The sequence below is a fragment of the Erwinia sp. MYb416 genome (genome assembly GCF_037479575.1).
GTDB lineage: Bacteria > Pseudomonadota > Gammaproteobacteria > Enterobacterales > Enterobacteriaceae > Erwinia > Erwinia rhapontici.
Window position 1 is genome coordinate 21322 of the sequence record NZ_JBBGYT010000440.1, and the last position, 14576, is coordinate 35897.

A 14576-nucleotide genomic window follows, 5' to 3' on the forward strand; every position below is an offset into this window, starting at 1 on the left:
GTTATTACTCGTCTTCCAGCTCGATGTTAATACCCAGCGAGCGGATCTCTTTCAACAGTACGTTGAAGGATTCCGGCATGCCCGGTTCCATCTGATGATTGCCGTCAACGATGTTTTTATACATCTTGGTACGGCCGTTCACGTCATCAGACTTCACGGTCAGCATTTCCTGCAGGGTATAAGCGGCACCGTATGCTTCCAGTGCCCATACTTCCATCTCACCGAAGCGCTGACCACCGAACTGCGCCTTACCACCCAGCGGCTGCTGAGTAACGAGGCTGTAAGAACCGGTAGAACGCGCATGCATTTTGTCATCAACCAGGTGGTTCAGCTTCAGCATGTACATGTAACCAACGGTAACCTGACGTTCGAACTGCTCACCGGTACGACCATCAAACAGCGTAATCTGACCAGAAGAAGGCAGGCCGCCGAGCTGTAACAGCTCTTTGATTTCGCTTTCTTTCGCGCCGTCAAACACCGGTGTTGCGATTGGCATACCTTTTTTCAGGTTCTCTGCCAGACGCAGCACTTCGTCGTCGGTGAACGTGTTCAGGTCAACTTTCTGGCGCAAATCGCTGCCCAGATCGTAAGCACGCTGAATAAACTCACGCAGCTTGGACACTTCTTCCTGCTTCTTAAGCATAGCGTTAATTTTCTCGCCAATGCCCTTCGCAGCCATACCCAGGTGGGTTTCAAGAATCTGACCAATGTTCATACGTGATGGAACGCCCAGCGGGTTCAGAACGATGTCGACCGGCGTACCGAACTCATCGTATGGCATATCTTCGATCGGGTTGATCTTGGAGATAACACCTTTGTTCCCGTGACGACCTGCCATTTTGTCACCAGGCTGGATCTGACGTTTAACGGCCAGATACACTTTAACGATTTTCAGCACGCCAGGTGCCAGGTCATCGCCCTGAGTGATTTTGCGGCGCTTAGCTTCAAGTTTTTTCTCAAACTCGTGCTTCAGCTCGTCGTACTGCTCGGCCAACTGTTCCAGCTGGTTTTGCTTTTCTTCGTCGGTCAGGCCCAGTTCCAGCCAGCGCTCGCGTGGCAGCTTGTCCAGTTTTTCCGCTTCAACACCGCCAGCAACCAGCAGGTAGTTAATACGGCTGAACAGGCCAGCTTCGAGGATTTGCAGTTCTTCAGACAGGTCTTTCTTCGCCTGCTTCAGCTGCATCTCTTCGATTTCCAGCGCACGTTTGTCTTTTTCCACGCCATCGCGGGTGAAGACCTGAACGTCGATGATGGTGCCAGACACGCCGTTTGGTACACGCAGAGAAGAATCTTTAACGTCAGACGCTTTCTCACCGAAGATTGCACGCAGCAGTTTCTCTTCTGGCGTCAGCTGGGTTTCACCTTTCGGCGTTACCTTACCAACCAGAATGTCACCGCCAGTCACTTCCGCACCGATGTACACGATACCGGACTCATCCAGTTTAGAGAGCGCAGCTTCACCCACGTTAGGAATGTCGGCAGTGATCTCTTCTGGCCCCAGCTTGGTGTCGCGAGACACACATGCCAGTTCCTGGATGTGGATAGTGGTGAAGCGATCTTCCTGTACCACACGCTCGGAGACTAAGATGGAGTCTTCGAAGTTATAGCCGTTCCACGGCATGAACGCGACGCGCATGTTCTGACCCAGTGCCAATTCACCGAGGTCGGTTGAAGGACCATCAGCCAGCACATCACCACGTTCAATTGGTTCACCCAGGTTCACGCAAGGCATCTGGTTGATGCAGGTGTTCTGGTTAGAACGGGTGTATTTGGTCAGGTTGTAAATGTCGATACCGGCTTCGCCAGAATGCATTTCGTCTTCGTTAACTTTAATAACGATACGTGATGCATCCACGTACTGAACCGTACCACCACGTTTCGCTACGGCAGTAACACCGGAGTCGACCGCTACCGCGCGTTCCATACCAGTACCAACCAGCGGCTTATCAGCACGCAGAGTTGGAACCGCCTGACGTTGCATGTTTGCACCCATCAATGCGCGGTTGGCGTCATCGTGCTCCAGGAACGGGATCAGTGACGCACCGACGGAAACCACCTGCTGGGTGGAAACGTCCATGTAGTCAACCTGGTCACGGTTGAAGAGGCTCGATTCGCCTTTGCTACGGCAGGTCACCAGATCGTCTACGAAGTGACCTTCGTCGTCGAGGTTGGTGTTCGCCTGAGCGATAACGTAGTTACCCTCTTCAATAGCAGAGAGGTAATGAATTTCGTCGGTCACCACGCCTTCGCGAACGCGACGGTATGGGGTTTCCAGGAAACCATACTCATTGGTCTGTGCATAAACAGACAAGGAGTTGATCAGACCGATGTTTGGACCTTCCGGCGTTTCGATTGGACATACGCGACCGTAGTGAGTCGGGTGTACGTCTCGAACTTCGAAGCCTGCACGCTCACGCGTCAGACCGCCCGGGCCCAGTGCAGAAATACGACGCTTATGCGTGATCTCTGACAACGGGTTGTTCTGGTCCATAAACTGTGACAGCTGGCTGGAACCGAAGAACTCTTTCACTGCCGCTGAAATTGGCTTGGCGTTGATCATGTCCTGTGGCATCAGGGTATCCAGATCGCCCAGGGACAGACGCTCTTTCACCGCACGCTCTACGCGCACGAGGCCAACACGGAACTGGTTTTCAGCCATTTCGCCGACGGAACGGATACGACGGTTGCCGAGGTGGTCGATATCATCCACTTCGCCAATACCGTTACGGATACCGATGAGCTTCTTCATCACCTGAATGATGTCGTCTTTGCTCAGGATACCGGAACCTTCGATCTCGTCACGCAGCAGAGAACGGTTGAACTTCATACGGCCAACCGCAGACAAATCGTAGCGGTCTTCAGAGAAGAACAGGTTCTCGAACAGGTTTTCAGCCGCTTCACGCGTTGGTGGCTCACCAGGACGCATCATGCGGTAGATCTCAACCAGAGCGCTAAGGCGATCGCTGGTTGGGTCGACACGTACAGTCTCAGACATGTACGCACCGTGATCCAGGTCGTTGGTGAACAGTGTTTCGATGCGCTTGTGACCGGACTGGCTCAGTTTCGCCAGCAGATCCAGTGACAACTCCATGTTCGCCGCGATCAGCAGTTCACCAGTGCTCTCATCGATGTAGTCTTTAGCGACGACTTTACCGGCAATGTACTCAACCGGAACTTCGATGTGTGCAATGGCATCTTTCTCAAGCTGGCGAATATGGCGCGCAGTAATACGGCGACCTTTTTCGACGTAAACGGTGCCGTTCGATTCAATATCGAATGACGCAGTTTCACCACGCAGGCGCTCTGGGACCAGCTCCATCTGCAGCTTGTTGTCGCGAATTTCGTACACTACTTTTTCGAAGAACAGATCCAGGATCTGCTGAGTAGTATAATTCAGCGCGCGCAGAATGATGGTCGCAGGCAGTTTACGGCGACGGTCAATACGGACGAACAGGTTGTCTTTCGGGTCGAACTCGAAGTCCAACCATGAACCGCGGTAAGGGATAATACGTGCGTTATACAGCACTTTACCCGATGAGTGGGTTTTACCCTTATCGCTGTCGAAGAAGACACCAGGACTACGGTGGAGCTGAGAAACGATAACACGCTCAGTACCGTTGATCACAAAGGTACCGTTATCGGTCATGAGTGGAATTTCACCCATGTAAACTTCTTGTTCTTTGATGTCTTTAACGGTGCCTTCCGGCGCTTCGCGCTCGTAGATCACCAGGCGCAGTTTTACGCGCAGAGGTGCAGAGTACGTGACACCACGAATCTGACACTCTTTAACATCAAATACAGGTTCGCCTAAACGGTAGCTGACGTACTGCAGCTCAGAATTACCGCTATAGCTTTGGATTGGGAATACGGAACGGAATGCTGCTTCCAGACCATATTGACCTTCCGGATCTTGCTCGATGAACTTCTGAAACGAGTCAAGCTGGATAGAAAGGAGATATGGAATGTCCAGAACTTGTGGACGCTTTCCAAAATCCTTACGAATACGTTTTTTCTCGGTATAGGAGTAAACCATAGGGTTCCTCAGCTCGCTGAAATGTAGAACCTCGCTGTCCATCCAGGAGGACAGTTCATGCAACGCTGTTTTGTGTTGTTCGAAAAGCAGAGTGCTTTTCGTAATACCTCTTTCTATCACGCTTAAATCATTTCGCTGCAAGTGTCTGAGCAGGGAACCCAGTCAGGAATGCAGTATATTAAGTCGTCGATAGAGAAAGATATTAAGCTAATCAATGACTAAACAGTGTGAAATATCATTGACGCTGTAGAGCGCAAAAAGGCTGGTGACCAAAAAGTCACCAGCCATCAGCCTAAAAGACTAGGCTGCAACCTGAAAGGTTGGCTTATTTAACTTCAACTTCTGCGCCAGCTTCTTCCAGTGCTTTCTTCAGTGCTTCTGCGTCGTCTTTGCTGATGCCTTCTTTCAGGGCAGCAGGTGCAGACTCAACCAGATCTTTAGCTTCTTTCAGGCCCAGACCAGTTGCGCCACGTACTGCTTTGATCACGGCAACTTTGTTAGCGCCGATAGCTTTCAGTACAACGTCGAACTCGGTTTTTTCTTCTACAGCTTCAGCAGCAGCAGCAGGACCTGCAACAGCAGCAGCAGCTGACACGCCGAATTTCTCTTCCATAGCGGAGATCAGTTCAACGATTTCCATTACAGACAGAGCTGCAACGCCTTCAATGATTTGGTCTTTAGTGATTGACATTTCGTGTTCCTAAATTCAGAAAGTAATTTATACGTAAGCAAGTGAACGGAAAAGAAAGGCTGGCTGATTAAGCAGCAGCAGCTTCTTTCTGATCGCGTACAGCAGCCAGAGTGCGAACCAGTTTGCCAGCAGAGGCTTCTTTCATGGTTGCCATCAGGCGTGCGATTGCTTCATCGTAGGTAGGCAGAGTTGCCAGGCGGTCGATCTGAGCCGCACTGATCAGCTCGCCTTCAAAGGCTGCAGCTTTAACCTCGAATTTTGCATTCGCTTTCGCGAACTCTTTGAACAGACGAGCAGCAGCGCCCGGGTGTTCCATAGAGTATGCAATCAAGGTAGGACCGGTAAACGTGTCTTTCAGGCACTCAAACTGAGTACCTTCAACGACGCGGCGCAGCAAGGTGTTACGAACAACACGCATGTAAACGCCAGCTGCACGTCCTGCTTTACGCAGTTCGGTCATTTTATCTACGGTAACGCCACGAGAATCCGCAACTACCGCAGACAGCGCGCCTTTGGCTACTTCGCTGACTTCAGCAACAATCGCTTGTTTGTCTTGAAGATTTAAGGCCATTAGCTTGTGCTCCTGGATTTTTGGCCGGGGATGGATTTCCCCGGAACTCACTTCGCCTGAACAGTGTTGCCACAGACAGGCGCTAAATCACGGTGAGCAGAATCCAGCAAAGACTATAAAAATATTCTTTTGGTTCTGTCACCGTCTACGCAGGAGATTAAGTTTCTTACGAAACACCTGCGGTCTTGGACGGAGGCCTGGATAAGGCCAGGCTCCAACCTAAAAATTCTTGGAATATGTCGCCACGAATGGCTGAATTCCGGGTTCTGTATATTTACAGAACAACGGGCGTAAGATTCTAGATGAATAATTCGCCCGCGTAAAGCACAAGATTAGTTTGCAGCAGCGTTCAGGCCAGCCTGATCAACTGCAACGCCTGCGCCCATAGTGGTGGACAGGCTAACTTTCTTAATGAAAACGCCTTTCGCCTGAGATGGTTTTGCTTTTTTCAGCGCAACCAGCAGGTGTTCCAGGTTTTCTTTCAGTTTTTCAGAATCGAAATCAACCTTACCGATAGTGGTATGGATGATACCGTTCTTGTCGTTACGGTAACGAACCTGACCTGCTTTAGCATTTTTCACTGCTTCAGCAACGTTAGGAGTTACAGTACCAACTTTCGGGTTTGGCATCAGACCGCGTGGGCCCAGAACCTGACCCAACTGGCCAACAACGCGCATTGCATCAGGAGATGCGATAACAACGTCGAAGTTCATTTCGCCTTTTTTGATCTGGTCAGCCAGATCTTCCATACCTACCAGCTCAGCGCCGGCTGCTTTAGCAGCTTCAGCGTTTGCGCCCTGGGCAAATACGGCAACGCGAACGGAACGGCCAGTACCGTGTGGCAGTACAGTTGCACCGCGAACGTTCTGGTCAGATTTACGAGCATCAATGCCCAGGTTTACAGCTACGTCAACGCTTTCTACGAACTTAGCAGTAGCCAGTTCCTTCAGCAGAGCAACAGCTTCGTTGATGTCATACTGTTTAGTTGAATCAACTTTGTCACGGATCACGCGCATGCGCTTGGTCAGCTTAGCCATTTCTTAGTCCTCTACTACCAGGCCCATGGAACGAGCAGTACCTTCGATGGAGCGAGTCATCGCTTCCAGGTCAGCACCAGTCATGTCCGCAGCTTTGGTTTCTGCGATTTCACGTACCTGAGCACGCGATACTTTACCTACTTTGTCTTTGTTCGGCTTGCCAGAACCAGACTTAATACCAGCCGCTTTCTTCAGCAGTACTGCTGCAGGAGGGGTTTTGGTAACGAAGGTGAAAGAACGGTCAGAGTAAACGGTGATCACAACTGGCGTTGGAAGACCTTTCTCCAGGGATTCTGTTTTGGCGTTGAACGCTTTACAGAACTCCATGATGTTAACGCCCTGCTGGCCCAGTGCCGGACCTACCGGTGGACTTGGGTTTGCCATACCAGCTGCAACCTGCAACTTAACGTAGGCTTGTACTTTCTTAGCCATGATAATTCCTCTATTGGGTGATAACGCTCCTGAAGGAGCTCCCCGTGATTAATATTCACACGCTGAGAACAGCGCATAAAAACAAAAGGCGCGAAATTGTAGTGCAATTTCACGCCTCTCGCAACCACTAGATCACAGTGATTGTGTATTTTTCATGCGCCCCGCAACAAAAGCAGGGGCGTCTTTAAGAAAGGTAATTAACCCTTCTCAACCTGACCGAAGTCCAGCTCAACCGGTGTTGCACGGCCAAAGATGGATACAGAAACTTTCAGGCGGCTTTTCTCATAGTCGACTTCTTCCACCACGCCATTAAAGTCAGCAAATGGACCATCGCTTACGCGCACCATTTCACCTGGCTCAAACATAGTTTTCGGACGTGGTTTATCACCCGCTTGCTGCAAGCGGTTCATGATAGCATCAACTTCTTTGTCGCTAATCGGCGCCGGGCGGTCAGAGGTACCACCAATGAAGCCCATAACACGCGGCACGCTGCGTACCAGGTGCCAGCTGGCATCGTTCATCACCATTTGGACCAGCACGTAACCTGGGAAGAACTTGCGCTCGCTTTTACGACGCTGGCCACCACGGATCTCAACCACTTCTTCGGTTGGAACCATGACATCGCCAAACAGCTCTTCCATGTTGTGTAACTTGATATGCTCGCGCAGCGATTGTGCTACACGGCCTTCAAAACCGGAAAACGCCTGAACGACGTACCAGCGCTTTTTTGGAGCTTCAGACATCTCAGAACCTCAGGCCAGTGATAAACGATACCAGACGAACCAGAATTCCATCCAGTCCCCACAAAATCAGTGACATCACGGCAGTTACCGCGGCAACGATTAACGTGGTGTGCAACGTTTCCTGACGAGTAGGCCAGATGACCTTACGAACTTCAGTGCGCGCTTCACGGGCAAAAGCCAACGTTGCTTTACCTTTGGTGGTCCACAGAGCAATGCCAGCTGCTGCTACCATCAGGACCACGACAGCGAGGGCGCGCAGAGGTAATGTTACATCGCGATAATAGGAGTTACCGGCGATAGCGGCGACCAAAAGCACCACAACACCTAACCACTTCAATACTTCCAGGCCGCGCCCGTTTCCTTGAGCTTCGGTATTAGCACTCATAAACCAACCTGCCACAATAAATCAGAAACACTTTTGCCTCGTCAGACGAGGCAACCGAACCGAATGATGCTGTTAGGCGTAACTCGGCATATCCTTTAATTCCAAGCCGTAGCTTGAAAACTATTGGCTTTAACGCCGTGCTACAGAGCCTGCCTCAGCAATGATTATGGTCGAAAAAATCACTGATGAGTCAGGTTCTATGTTACAGCGTGCAAAAAGGGCATCAAATGATGCCCTTTTCCTGTGCGTTGCGTCAAATATTATCAGCGATTAAGCGATAACTTTAGCAACAACACCCGCGCCAACAGTACGACCACCTTCACGGATTGCGAAACGCAGACCGTCGTCCATTGCGATTGGGTGGATCAGGGTAACAACCATCTGAATGTTGTCGCCTGGCATAACCATCTCAACGCCTTCTGGCAGTTCGATGGTACCGGTCACGTCAGTTGTACGGAAGTAGAACTGTGGACGGTAGCCTTTGAAGAACGGAGTATGACGGCCGCCTTCATCCTTGGACAGGATGTACACTTCAGATTCGAACTTAGTGTGTGGCTTGATTGAACCTGGCTTAGCCAGAACCTGGCCACGCTGGATATCTTCGCGCTTGATACCACGCAACAGGATACCACAGTTCTCACCCGCACGGCCTTCGTCCAGCAGCTTACGGAACATTTCAACGCCGGTACAAGTTGATTTCACGGTATCTTTGATACCAACGATCTCAACTTCTTCACCCACTTTAACGATACCGCGCTCTACACGACCGGTAACAACAGTACCACGGCCAGAGATGGAGAATACGTCTTCGATTGGCAGCAGGAATGGCTTATCAATCGCACGCTCTGGTTCTGGGATGTAGTTATCCAGGTGACCAGCCAGTTCGATGATCTTAGCTTCCCACTCAGCGTCGCCCTGCAGTGCTTTCAGTGCAGAACCACGAACAACCGGGATGTCGTCGCCAGGGAAATCGTAAGCAGACAGCAGCTCACGCACTTCCATTTCAACCAGCTCCAGCAGCTCTTCGTCGTCAACCATGTCGCATTTGTTCATGAATACGATCATGAATGGAACGCCAACCTGGCGACCCAGCAGGATGTGCTCACGGGTCTGAGGCATTGGGCCGTCAGTTGCAGCAACAACCAGAATCGCGCCGTCCATCTGAGCAGCACCGGTGATCATGTTTTTCACATAGTCGGCGTGGCCTGGGCAGTCAACGTGCGCGTAGTGGCGAGTTGGGGTGTCATATTCAACGTGAGAAGTGTTGATGGTGATACCACGTGCTTTTTCTTCTGGTGCGTTATCGATCTGGTCGAATGCACGAGCAGAACCGCCGTAGGTTTTAGCCAGAACGGTGGTGATAGCTGCAGTCAGGGTAGTTTTACCGTGGTCAACGTGGCCGATAGTACCTACGTTGACGTGCGGTTTGGAACGTTCAAATTTCTCTTTAGCCACGACGATATTCCTTACTTTAATGCTCTCACCCTTTGGTGAGAGCATAGGATCAATATTTAAACTGTAGCTTATTTGCTACGAGCTTCAATTACGGCCTGAGCGACGTTGTTCGGCGCATCATCATACTTCAGGAACTCCATGGAGTACGAAGCACGGCCTTTAGTCAGAGAACGCAACTGGGTCGCGTAACCAAACATTTCAGACAGCGGAACTTCAGCATGAATCTGAACGCCAGTAGCGTTTGATTCCTGACCTTTCAGCTGGCCACGACGTCTGCTCAAGTCACCGATAACATCACCGGTGTTCTCTTCTGGAGATTCAACTTCAACCTTCATGATTGGTTCAAGCAGTACCGGCTTCGCTTTCTTAAAGCCGTCTTTGAACGCGATAGAAGCTGCCAGTTTAAACGCCAGTTCTGAGGAGTCAACGTCATGGTATGAACCAAAGTGCAGACGAACACCCAGATCAACAACCGGATAACCAGCCAGCGGGCCTGATTTCAGCTGCTCCTGGATACCTTTATCAACAGCAGGGATGTATTCACCAGGAATCACGCCGCCTTTGATATCGTTGACGAACTCGTAACCTTTAGGGTTAACGCCCGGCTCCAGTGGGTACATGTCGATAACAACATGACCGTACTGACCACGACCACCAGACTGCTTGGCGTGTTTACCTTCGATATCGGTAACTTTCGCGCGAATTGCTTCACGGTAAGCAACCTGAGGTTTACCCACGTTCGCTTCAACGTTGAATTCACGCTTCATGCGGTCAACGATGATGTCGAGGTGCAGCTCACCCATACCAGCGATGATGGTCTGGTTAGTTTCTTCATCAGTCCATACGCGGAATGATGGATCCTCTTTCGCCAGACGACCCAGAGCCAGACCCATTTTTTCCTGGTCAGCTTTGGTTTTTGGTTCAACAGCGATCGAGATTACTGGCTCAGGGAACTCCATGCGCTCCAGAATGATCACGTTGTCCGGGTCACACAGGGTGTCACCAGTGGTCACGTCTTTCAGACCGATAGCTGCAGCGATGTCGCCTGCGCGAACTTCTTTAATCTCTTCACGCTTGTTGGCGTGCATCTGTACGATACGGCCCAGACGCTCACGAGCAGATTTAACCGGGTTGAACACGGTATCGCCTGAGTTCACAACGCCAGAGTAGACGCGGAAGAAGGTCAGGTTACCCACGAATGGGTCGGTAGCGATTTTGAACGCCAGAGCAGCAAACGGTTCTTTGTCGTCTGAGTGACGAACAGCCGGAGTGTCTTTACCGTCGTCTAACATACCGTTAATAGCGGTAACGTCAGTCGGTGCTGGCAGGTATTCAACAACCGCATCCAGCATCGCCTGAACACCTTTGTTCTTAAATGCAGAACCACAGGTGACCAGAATGATTTCGCTGTTCAGTACGCGCTTACGCAGAGAAGTTTTGATCTCTTCTTCGGTCAGCTCTTCGCCACCAAAGAATTTCTCCATCAGCTCATCAGAACCTTCAGCTGCAGCTTCAACAAGCTTCGCACGCCATTCTTCAGCCAGTTCCTGCATATCAGCTGGAATCTCTTCGTAAACGAAGGTAACGCCCTGATCGGCATCGTTCCAGTTGATCGCTTTCATTTTCACCAGGTCAACAACACCGGTGAATTTCTCTTCTGCGCCGATGGCCAGCTGCAATGGCACCGGGTTTGCACCCAGACGCGCTTTCATCTGCTCAACAACTTTCAGGAAGTTAGCACCCATGCGGTCCATTTTGTTAACGAACGCAATGCGTGGAACTTTATATTTGTTAGCCTGACGCCATACGGTCTCAGACTGTGGCTGAACGCCACCAACTGCACAGTAAACCATTACTGCGCCATCAAGCACACGCATAGAACGCTCAACTTCGATAGTGAAGTCAACGTGTCCCGGGGTGTCGATGATGTTTACGTGGTGCGGCTCAAACTGCTTAGCCATACCAGACCAGAAACAGGTGGTCGCAGCGGAAGTGATGGTAATACCACGTTCCTGTTCCTGCTCCATCCAGTCCATGGTGGCTGCGCCGTCATGTACTTCACCGATTTTGTGGTTTACACCGGTGTAGAACAGAACACGTTCGGTAGTGGTCGTCTTACCGGCGTCGATGTGTGCGCTGATACCAATGTTACGGTAACGCTCAATGGGTGTTTTACGAGCCATTTGATTCCTCTGATTCTTAGACGTTCTAAGTTAAAAAAGCCCAGCAGGTGAGTCACTGGGACGCCCGCTGGGTTTATAACAACTACAGTGCTGTTACCAGCGGTAGTGAGCGAACGCCTTGTTGGCTTCGGCCATACGGTGAACGTCTTCACGTTTCTTCACTGCAGTGCCTTTGTTTTCTGCAGCATCAGAAAGTTCGTTCGCCAGGCGCAGAGCCATTGATTTATCACCGCGTTTACGAGCAGCTTCAACGATCCAACGCATTGCCAGAGCATTACGACGAACCGGACGGACTTCAACTGGTACCTGATAAGTAGAACCACCAACGCGACGGGATTTAACTTCCACGGTTGGGCGGACATTGTCCAAGGCTACTTCGAATGCTTCCAGCTCGTTTTTACCAGAACGCTGAGCCAGGGTCTCCAGCGCGTTATAAACGATAGTTTCAGCAGTAGATTTTTTACCATCTACCATCAGGATATTGACAAATTTGGCCAGCAATTCTGATCCGAACTTAGGATCTGGCAGGATTTTACGCTGACCAATGACGCGACGACGTGGCATGGAAATACTCCGTTGTTAATTCAGGATTGTCCAAAACTCTACGAGTTTATTATGACATTTAAGATAAAACGTTTGGCCTTACTTAACGGAGAACCATTAAGCCTTTGGCTTCTTCACGCCGTACTTGGAGCGAGCCTGCTTACGGTCTTTAACACCTGAGCAGTCCAGCGCGCCACGAACGGTGTGGTAACGCACACCTGGCAAGTCTTTTACACGACCGCCACGGATCAGGATCACGGAGTGTTCCTGCAGGTTATGACCTTCACCGCCGATGTAGGAGGTAACTTCAAAACCGTTGGTCAAACGAACACGACATACTTTACGCAGTGCGGAGTTCGGTTTTTTAGGGGTAGTAGTGTATACACGAGTACATACACCACGTTTCTGCGGGCAGGCTTCCAGCGCAGGCACGTTGCTCTTTGCAACTTTGCGTACGCGTGGTTTGCGAACCAGCTGGTTAACTGTTGCCATTAAATAGCTCCTGGGATTTAGCTTTGCTTCGTAAACACGTAATAAATCGCCTCGCGGAATCACGAGGCCGCAGAATTTTAGAGCTGGTCTGAAAAAGAGTCAAGAAATAACCAGGATTACCGCACTTACCAGGTCATTTGTTGCGAATGCCTGACCGCCAGCGTAACAAAACCAGTATAGCTTACTGTTGTTACCCTGGTCGAAATTTGAGCGGCCAGGCCGCGGGCATCAAGATCTTCCTGCAGAACGTACACAGAGATGGGGGCATTCAGCAGCGCTTCAAGGGCGGAACTGCCCTCAAGGGCAGCGATAACCCCATCCTGCAGCAGCAGAACATCATCACCCTCTGCCAGCAAGCGTAGCATGGCCGGCAGGTCACAGTGGAAAGGCGAGGTCATCAAGGTATGCAGCATGGTTTCCTCTAGAAGGTCATGACCCGGTCATAATCATTCAGCATGGTACGAAGGGCATCCGGGGCCAGGACTTCAGCCGACAGCACCCGCACAGCATCAGAAGCCATACCGCGTTCTGCCAGTGCTGCTGCGCACAGATAACAACGATCAACGTCATACAGCGGCAGCACACCAAATGTCGCGATGTAGTCGCGCGCCAAAATCTGCTGCGGCTGCTGGCCTTGAGTGAGTTGCAGCACACCATCGCTGACAAAAAAAAGTGCAATTTCATCGCTGAGCGCTGACGTGGCGAGAACCGCATCCAGCCCTTCACGGCCGGCACTGGAGCCATGCGGTCCCTGAGTGAATACAAATGCAACGCGTGCCATCAGAACTGCACCAGACGATCACAGGTCAGTGCGGCTTCAGCCAGCGCCCCTAACCCCGAAAGCTGAAACCCGTCTGCCAGATTGGCGACAGGTAGCCCCAGATTGCTGGCTTCCTGCTGGTCGGTAATGCCACGGCGCAGGGCAGCAGCCACGCAAATATTCAGCGTCACGCCCTGTTTCTGCTGCAATGATTGCCAATGACGGGTGAGGTCGAACTCATCGCTGGCGGGGGCATTGAGCACGCTGGCATTCAGGACCCCTTCACGATAGAAGAAAACACTGTCAAGCGTATGCCCCTGTTCCAACAGGGCATTAGCAAACAGCCAGGCACTGCTTGCCTGCTGCGTGCCATAGGCTGGCCCGGTGACCAGCAGGGAGAAACGCATTACTTATCCTGCCCGTGGAAATCGCCATTTTTAAACTGACGGATGTAGAGATAGACAGTGTGCTTGGAGATATTGAGACGATCCGCCACCTGATTGATGGCATCTTTGATATCAAAGATACCCTTCTCATACATATTGAGAACAATCTGGCGATTTTTGGCATTGTTCGACACATTACGGTCGGCACTAACTTCTTCAATCGTAAACTCCAGCGTCTGCATCACCAGATCTTCCACCGAAGAGGCAAAGTTCACTGAGGAGGCAACTTCCTGGGTTTCCGGCGGCATAAACGTCGCCATGATCTGTGAGAAAGGCACATCAAGGTTCATGTTGATGCACAGCAGACCAATCACACGCTGTTGGCGATTGCGGATGGCAATCGTCACCGACTTCATCAGCACACCGCTTTTCGCCCGAGTAAAATAGGCTTTGGAAACGTTACTGTCCGCCCCGGTCATATCGTGCAGCATACGCAGGGCAAGATCGGTAATCGGAGAGCCAATTTTACGCCCGGTATGTTCACCGTTAGCAATGCGCACCGCAGAACATTTTAGATCCTCCAGCGAGTGCAGAACGATCTCACAGTGCGAGCCAATCAGCATCGCGAGGCCATCAACGACGGACTCGTAAGATTTTAAAATTTCGAAATCACCGGGCGTAAAGGGGTGCTGCTCCAGCAGCTCCGAATCCGCAACATCACCGGAGAAAAGTGAATTAGACATGAACGACACCACCCTTTGACAAGAGCCTGTCACACGGCGCCAGGGGCAGACTCATTCTTATTAATTGCGCGCGGGTTAGTCTAGCAAATATGGGAAAGGCGTGTCCCGCCCTTTGTCGTTAA

At 51.0% G+C, this 14576-nt stretch carries 15 protein-coding genes; all 15 read right to left on the reverse strand.

What is annotated here, in order from left to right:
* Positions 1 to 4: 4 nt before the first annotated feature.
* Positions 5 to 4033, reverse strand: a complete 4029-nt coding sequence (gene rpoB, locus WH277_RS23080) for a DNA-directed RNA polymerase subunit beta (RefSeq protein WP_133847000.1) — start codon at positions 4031 to 4033, stop codon at positions 5 to 7.
* Between the two features lie 325 nt (positions 4034 to 4358).
* The gene (rplL, locus tag WH277_RS23085) at positions 4359 to 4724 is read right to left on the reverse strand and encodes a 50S ribosomal protein L7/L12 (RefSeq protein WP_048914311.1); all 366 of its coding nucleotides are present in this window, start codon (positions 4722 to 4724) and stop codon (positions 4359 to 4361) included.
* 67 nt (positions 4725 to 4791) lie between these two features.
* On the reverse strand, positions 4792 to 5295 hold the full coding sequence (gene rplJ, locus WH277_RS23090) for a 50S ribosomal protein L10 (RefSeq protein ID WP_133847001.1): 504 nt from the start codon (positions 5293 to 5295) through the stop codon (positions 4792 to 4794).
* A 332-nt stretch (positions 5296 to 5627) separates the two neighbouring features.
* On the reverse strand, positions 5628 to 6332 hold the full coding sequence (gene rplA, locus WH277_RS23095) for a 50S ribosomal protein L1 (RefSeq protein WP_133847002.1): 705 nt from the start codon (positions 6330 to 6332) through the stop codon (positions 5628 to 5630).
* 3 nt (positions 6333 to 6335) lie between these two features.
* A complete protein-coding gene (gene rplK, locus WH277_RS23100) occupies positions 6336 to 6764 on the reverse strand; it encodes a 50S ribosomal protein L11 (protein ID WP_062749165.1) in 429 nt (142 codons plus the stop codon).
* A gap of 197 nt (positions 6765 to 6961) precedes the next feature.
* Entirely contained in the window at positions 6962 to 7507 is a 546-nt protein-coding gene (nusG, locus tag WH277_RS23105; RefSeq protein ID WP_062749168.1) for a transcription termination/antitermination protein NusG, read from the reverse strand.
* A 1-nt stretch (position 7508) separates the two neighbouring features.
* A complete protein-coding gene (gene secE / locus WH277_RS23110; protein ID WP_200644090.1) occupies positions 7509 to 7892 on the reverse strand; it encodes a preprotein translocase subunit SecE in 384 nt (127 codons plus the stop codon).
* Between the two features lie 270 nt (positions 7893 to 8162).
* A complete protein-coding gene (gene tuf / locus WH277_RS23115) occupies positions 8163 to 9347 on the reverse strand; it encodes an elongation factor Tu (RefSeq protein ID WP_167864269.1) in 1185 nt (394 codons plus the stop codon).
* A gap of 68 nt (positions 9348 to 9415) precedes the next feature.
* Complete coding sequence (gene fusA, locus WH277_RS23120) at positions 9416 to 11530, reverse strand: elongation factor G (protein ID WP_133846701.1); 2115 nt, start codon at positions 11528 to 11530, stop codon at positions 9416 to 9418.
* A 93-nt stretch (positions 11531 to 11623) separates the two neighbouring features.
* Positions 11624 to 12094, reverse strand: a complete 471-nt coding sequence (gene rpsG / locus WH277_RS23125; RefSeq protein WP_004160604.1) for a 30S ribosomal protein S7 — start codon at positions 12092 to 12094, stop codon at positions 11624 to 11626.
* A gap of 96 nt (positions 12095 to 12190) precedes the next feature.
* Positions 12191 to 12565, reverse strand: coding sequence for a 30S ribosomal protein S12 (gene rpsL / locus WH277_RS23130; RefSeq protein WP_003852912.1), 375 nt, complete (start codon positions 12563 to 12565; stop codon positions 12191 to 12193).
* Between the two features lie 125 nt (positions 12566 to 12690).
* Positions 12691 to 12978, reverse strand: a complete 288-nt coding sequence (gene tusB, locus WH277_RS23135; protein WP_133846700.1) for a sulfurtransferase complex subunit TusB — start codon at positions 12976 to 12978, stop codon at positions 12691 to 12693.
* 8 nt (positions 12979 to 12986) lie between these two features.
* On the reverse strand, positions 12987 to 13346 hold the full coding sequence (gene tusC, locus WH277_RS23140) for a sulfurtransferase complex subunit TusC (protein ID WP_133846699.1): 360 nt from the start codon (positions 13344 to 13346) through the stop codon (positions 12987 to 12989).
* Positions 13346 to 13732, reverse strand: a complete 387-nt coding sequence (gene tusD, locus WH277_RS23145; protein ID WP_133846698.1) for a sulfurtransferase complex subunit TusD — start codon at positions 13730 to 13732, stop codon at positions 13346 to 13348. The genes tusC and tusD overlap by 1 nt, the downstream gene beginning before the upstream one ends.
* Positions 13732 to 14454, reverse strand: a complete 723-nt coding sequence (locus tag WH277_RS23150; protein WP_133846697.1) for a helix-turn-helix transcriptional regulator — start codon at positions 14452 to 14454, stop codon at positions 13732 to 13734. The genes tusD and WH277_RS23150 overlap by 1 nt, the downstream gene beginning before the upstream one ends.
* Between the last annotated feature and the right edge of the window lie 122 nt (positions 14455 to 14576).

What these genes read in the sequence shown, in the direction of transcription:
- tusC (WP_133846699.1), bottom strand. Translation starts at nt 13,346, where the DNA reads ATGGCACGCGTTGCATTTGTATTCACTCAGGGACCGCATGGCTCCAGT.
- fusA (WP_133846701.1), bottom strand. Translation starts at nt 11,530, where the DNA reads ATGGCTCGTAAAACACCCATTGAGCGTTACCGTAACATTGGTATCAGC.
- rplK (WP_062749165.1), bottom strand. Translation starts at nt 6,764, where the DNA reads ATGGCTAAGAAAGTACAAGCCTACGTTAAGTTGCAGGTTGCAGCTGGT.
- rplL (WP_048914311.1), bottom strand. Translation starts at nt 4,724, where the DNA reads ATGTCAATCACTAAAGACCAAATCATTGAAGGCGTTGCAGCTCTGTCT.
- rplJ (WP_133847001.1), bottom strand. Translation starts at nt 5,295, where the DNA reads ATGGCCTTAAATCTTCAAGACAAACAAGCGATTGTTGCTGAAGTCAGC.
- WH277_RS23150 (WP_133846697.1), bottom strand. Translation starts at nt 14,454, where the DNA reads ATGTCTAATTCACTTTTCTCCGGTGATGTTGCGGATTCGGAGCTGCTG.
- rpsG (WP_004160604.1), bottom strand. Translation starts at nt 12,094, where the DNA reads ATGCCACGTCGTCGCGTCATTGGTCAGCGTAAAATCCTGCCAGATCCT.
- rpsL (WP_003852912.1), bottom strand. Translation starts at nt 12,565, where the DNA reads ATGGCAACAGTTAACCAGCTGGTTCGCAAACCACGCGTACGCAAAGTT.
- tusD (WP_133846698.1), bottom strand. Translation starts at nt 13,732, where the DNA reads ATGCGTTTCTCCCTGCTGGTCACCGGGCCAGCCTATGGCACGCAGCAG.
- rpoB (WP_133847000.1), bottom strand. Translation starts at nt 4,033, where the DNA reads ATGGTTTACTCCTATACCGAGAAAAAACGTATTCGTAAGGATTTTGGA.
- tusB (WP_133846700.1), bottom strand. Translation starts at nt 12,978, where the DNA reads ATGCTGCATACCTTGATGACCTCGCCTTTCCACTGTGACCTGCCGGCC.
- nusG (WP_062749168.1), bottom strand. Translation starts at nt 7,507, where the DNA reads ATGTCTGAAGCTCCAAAAAAGCGCTGGTACGTCGTTCAGGCGTTTTCC.
- rplA (WP_133847002.1), bottom strand. Translation starts at nt 6,332, where the DNA reads ATGGCTAAGCTGACCAAGCGCATGCGCGTGATCCGTGACAAAGTTGAT.
- secE (WP_200644090.1), bottom strand. Translation starts at nt 7,892, where the DNA reads ATGAGTGCTAATACCGAAGCTCAAGGAAACGGGCGCGGCCTGGAAGTA.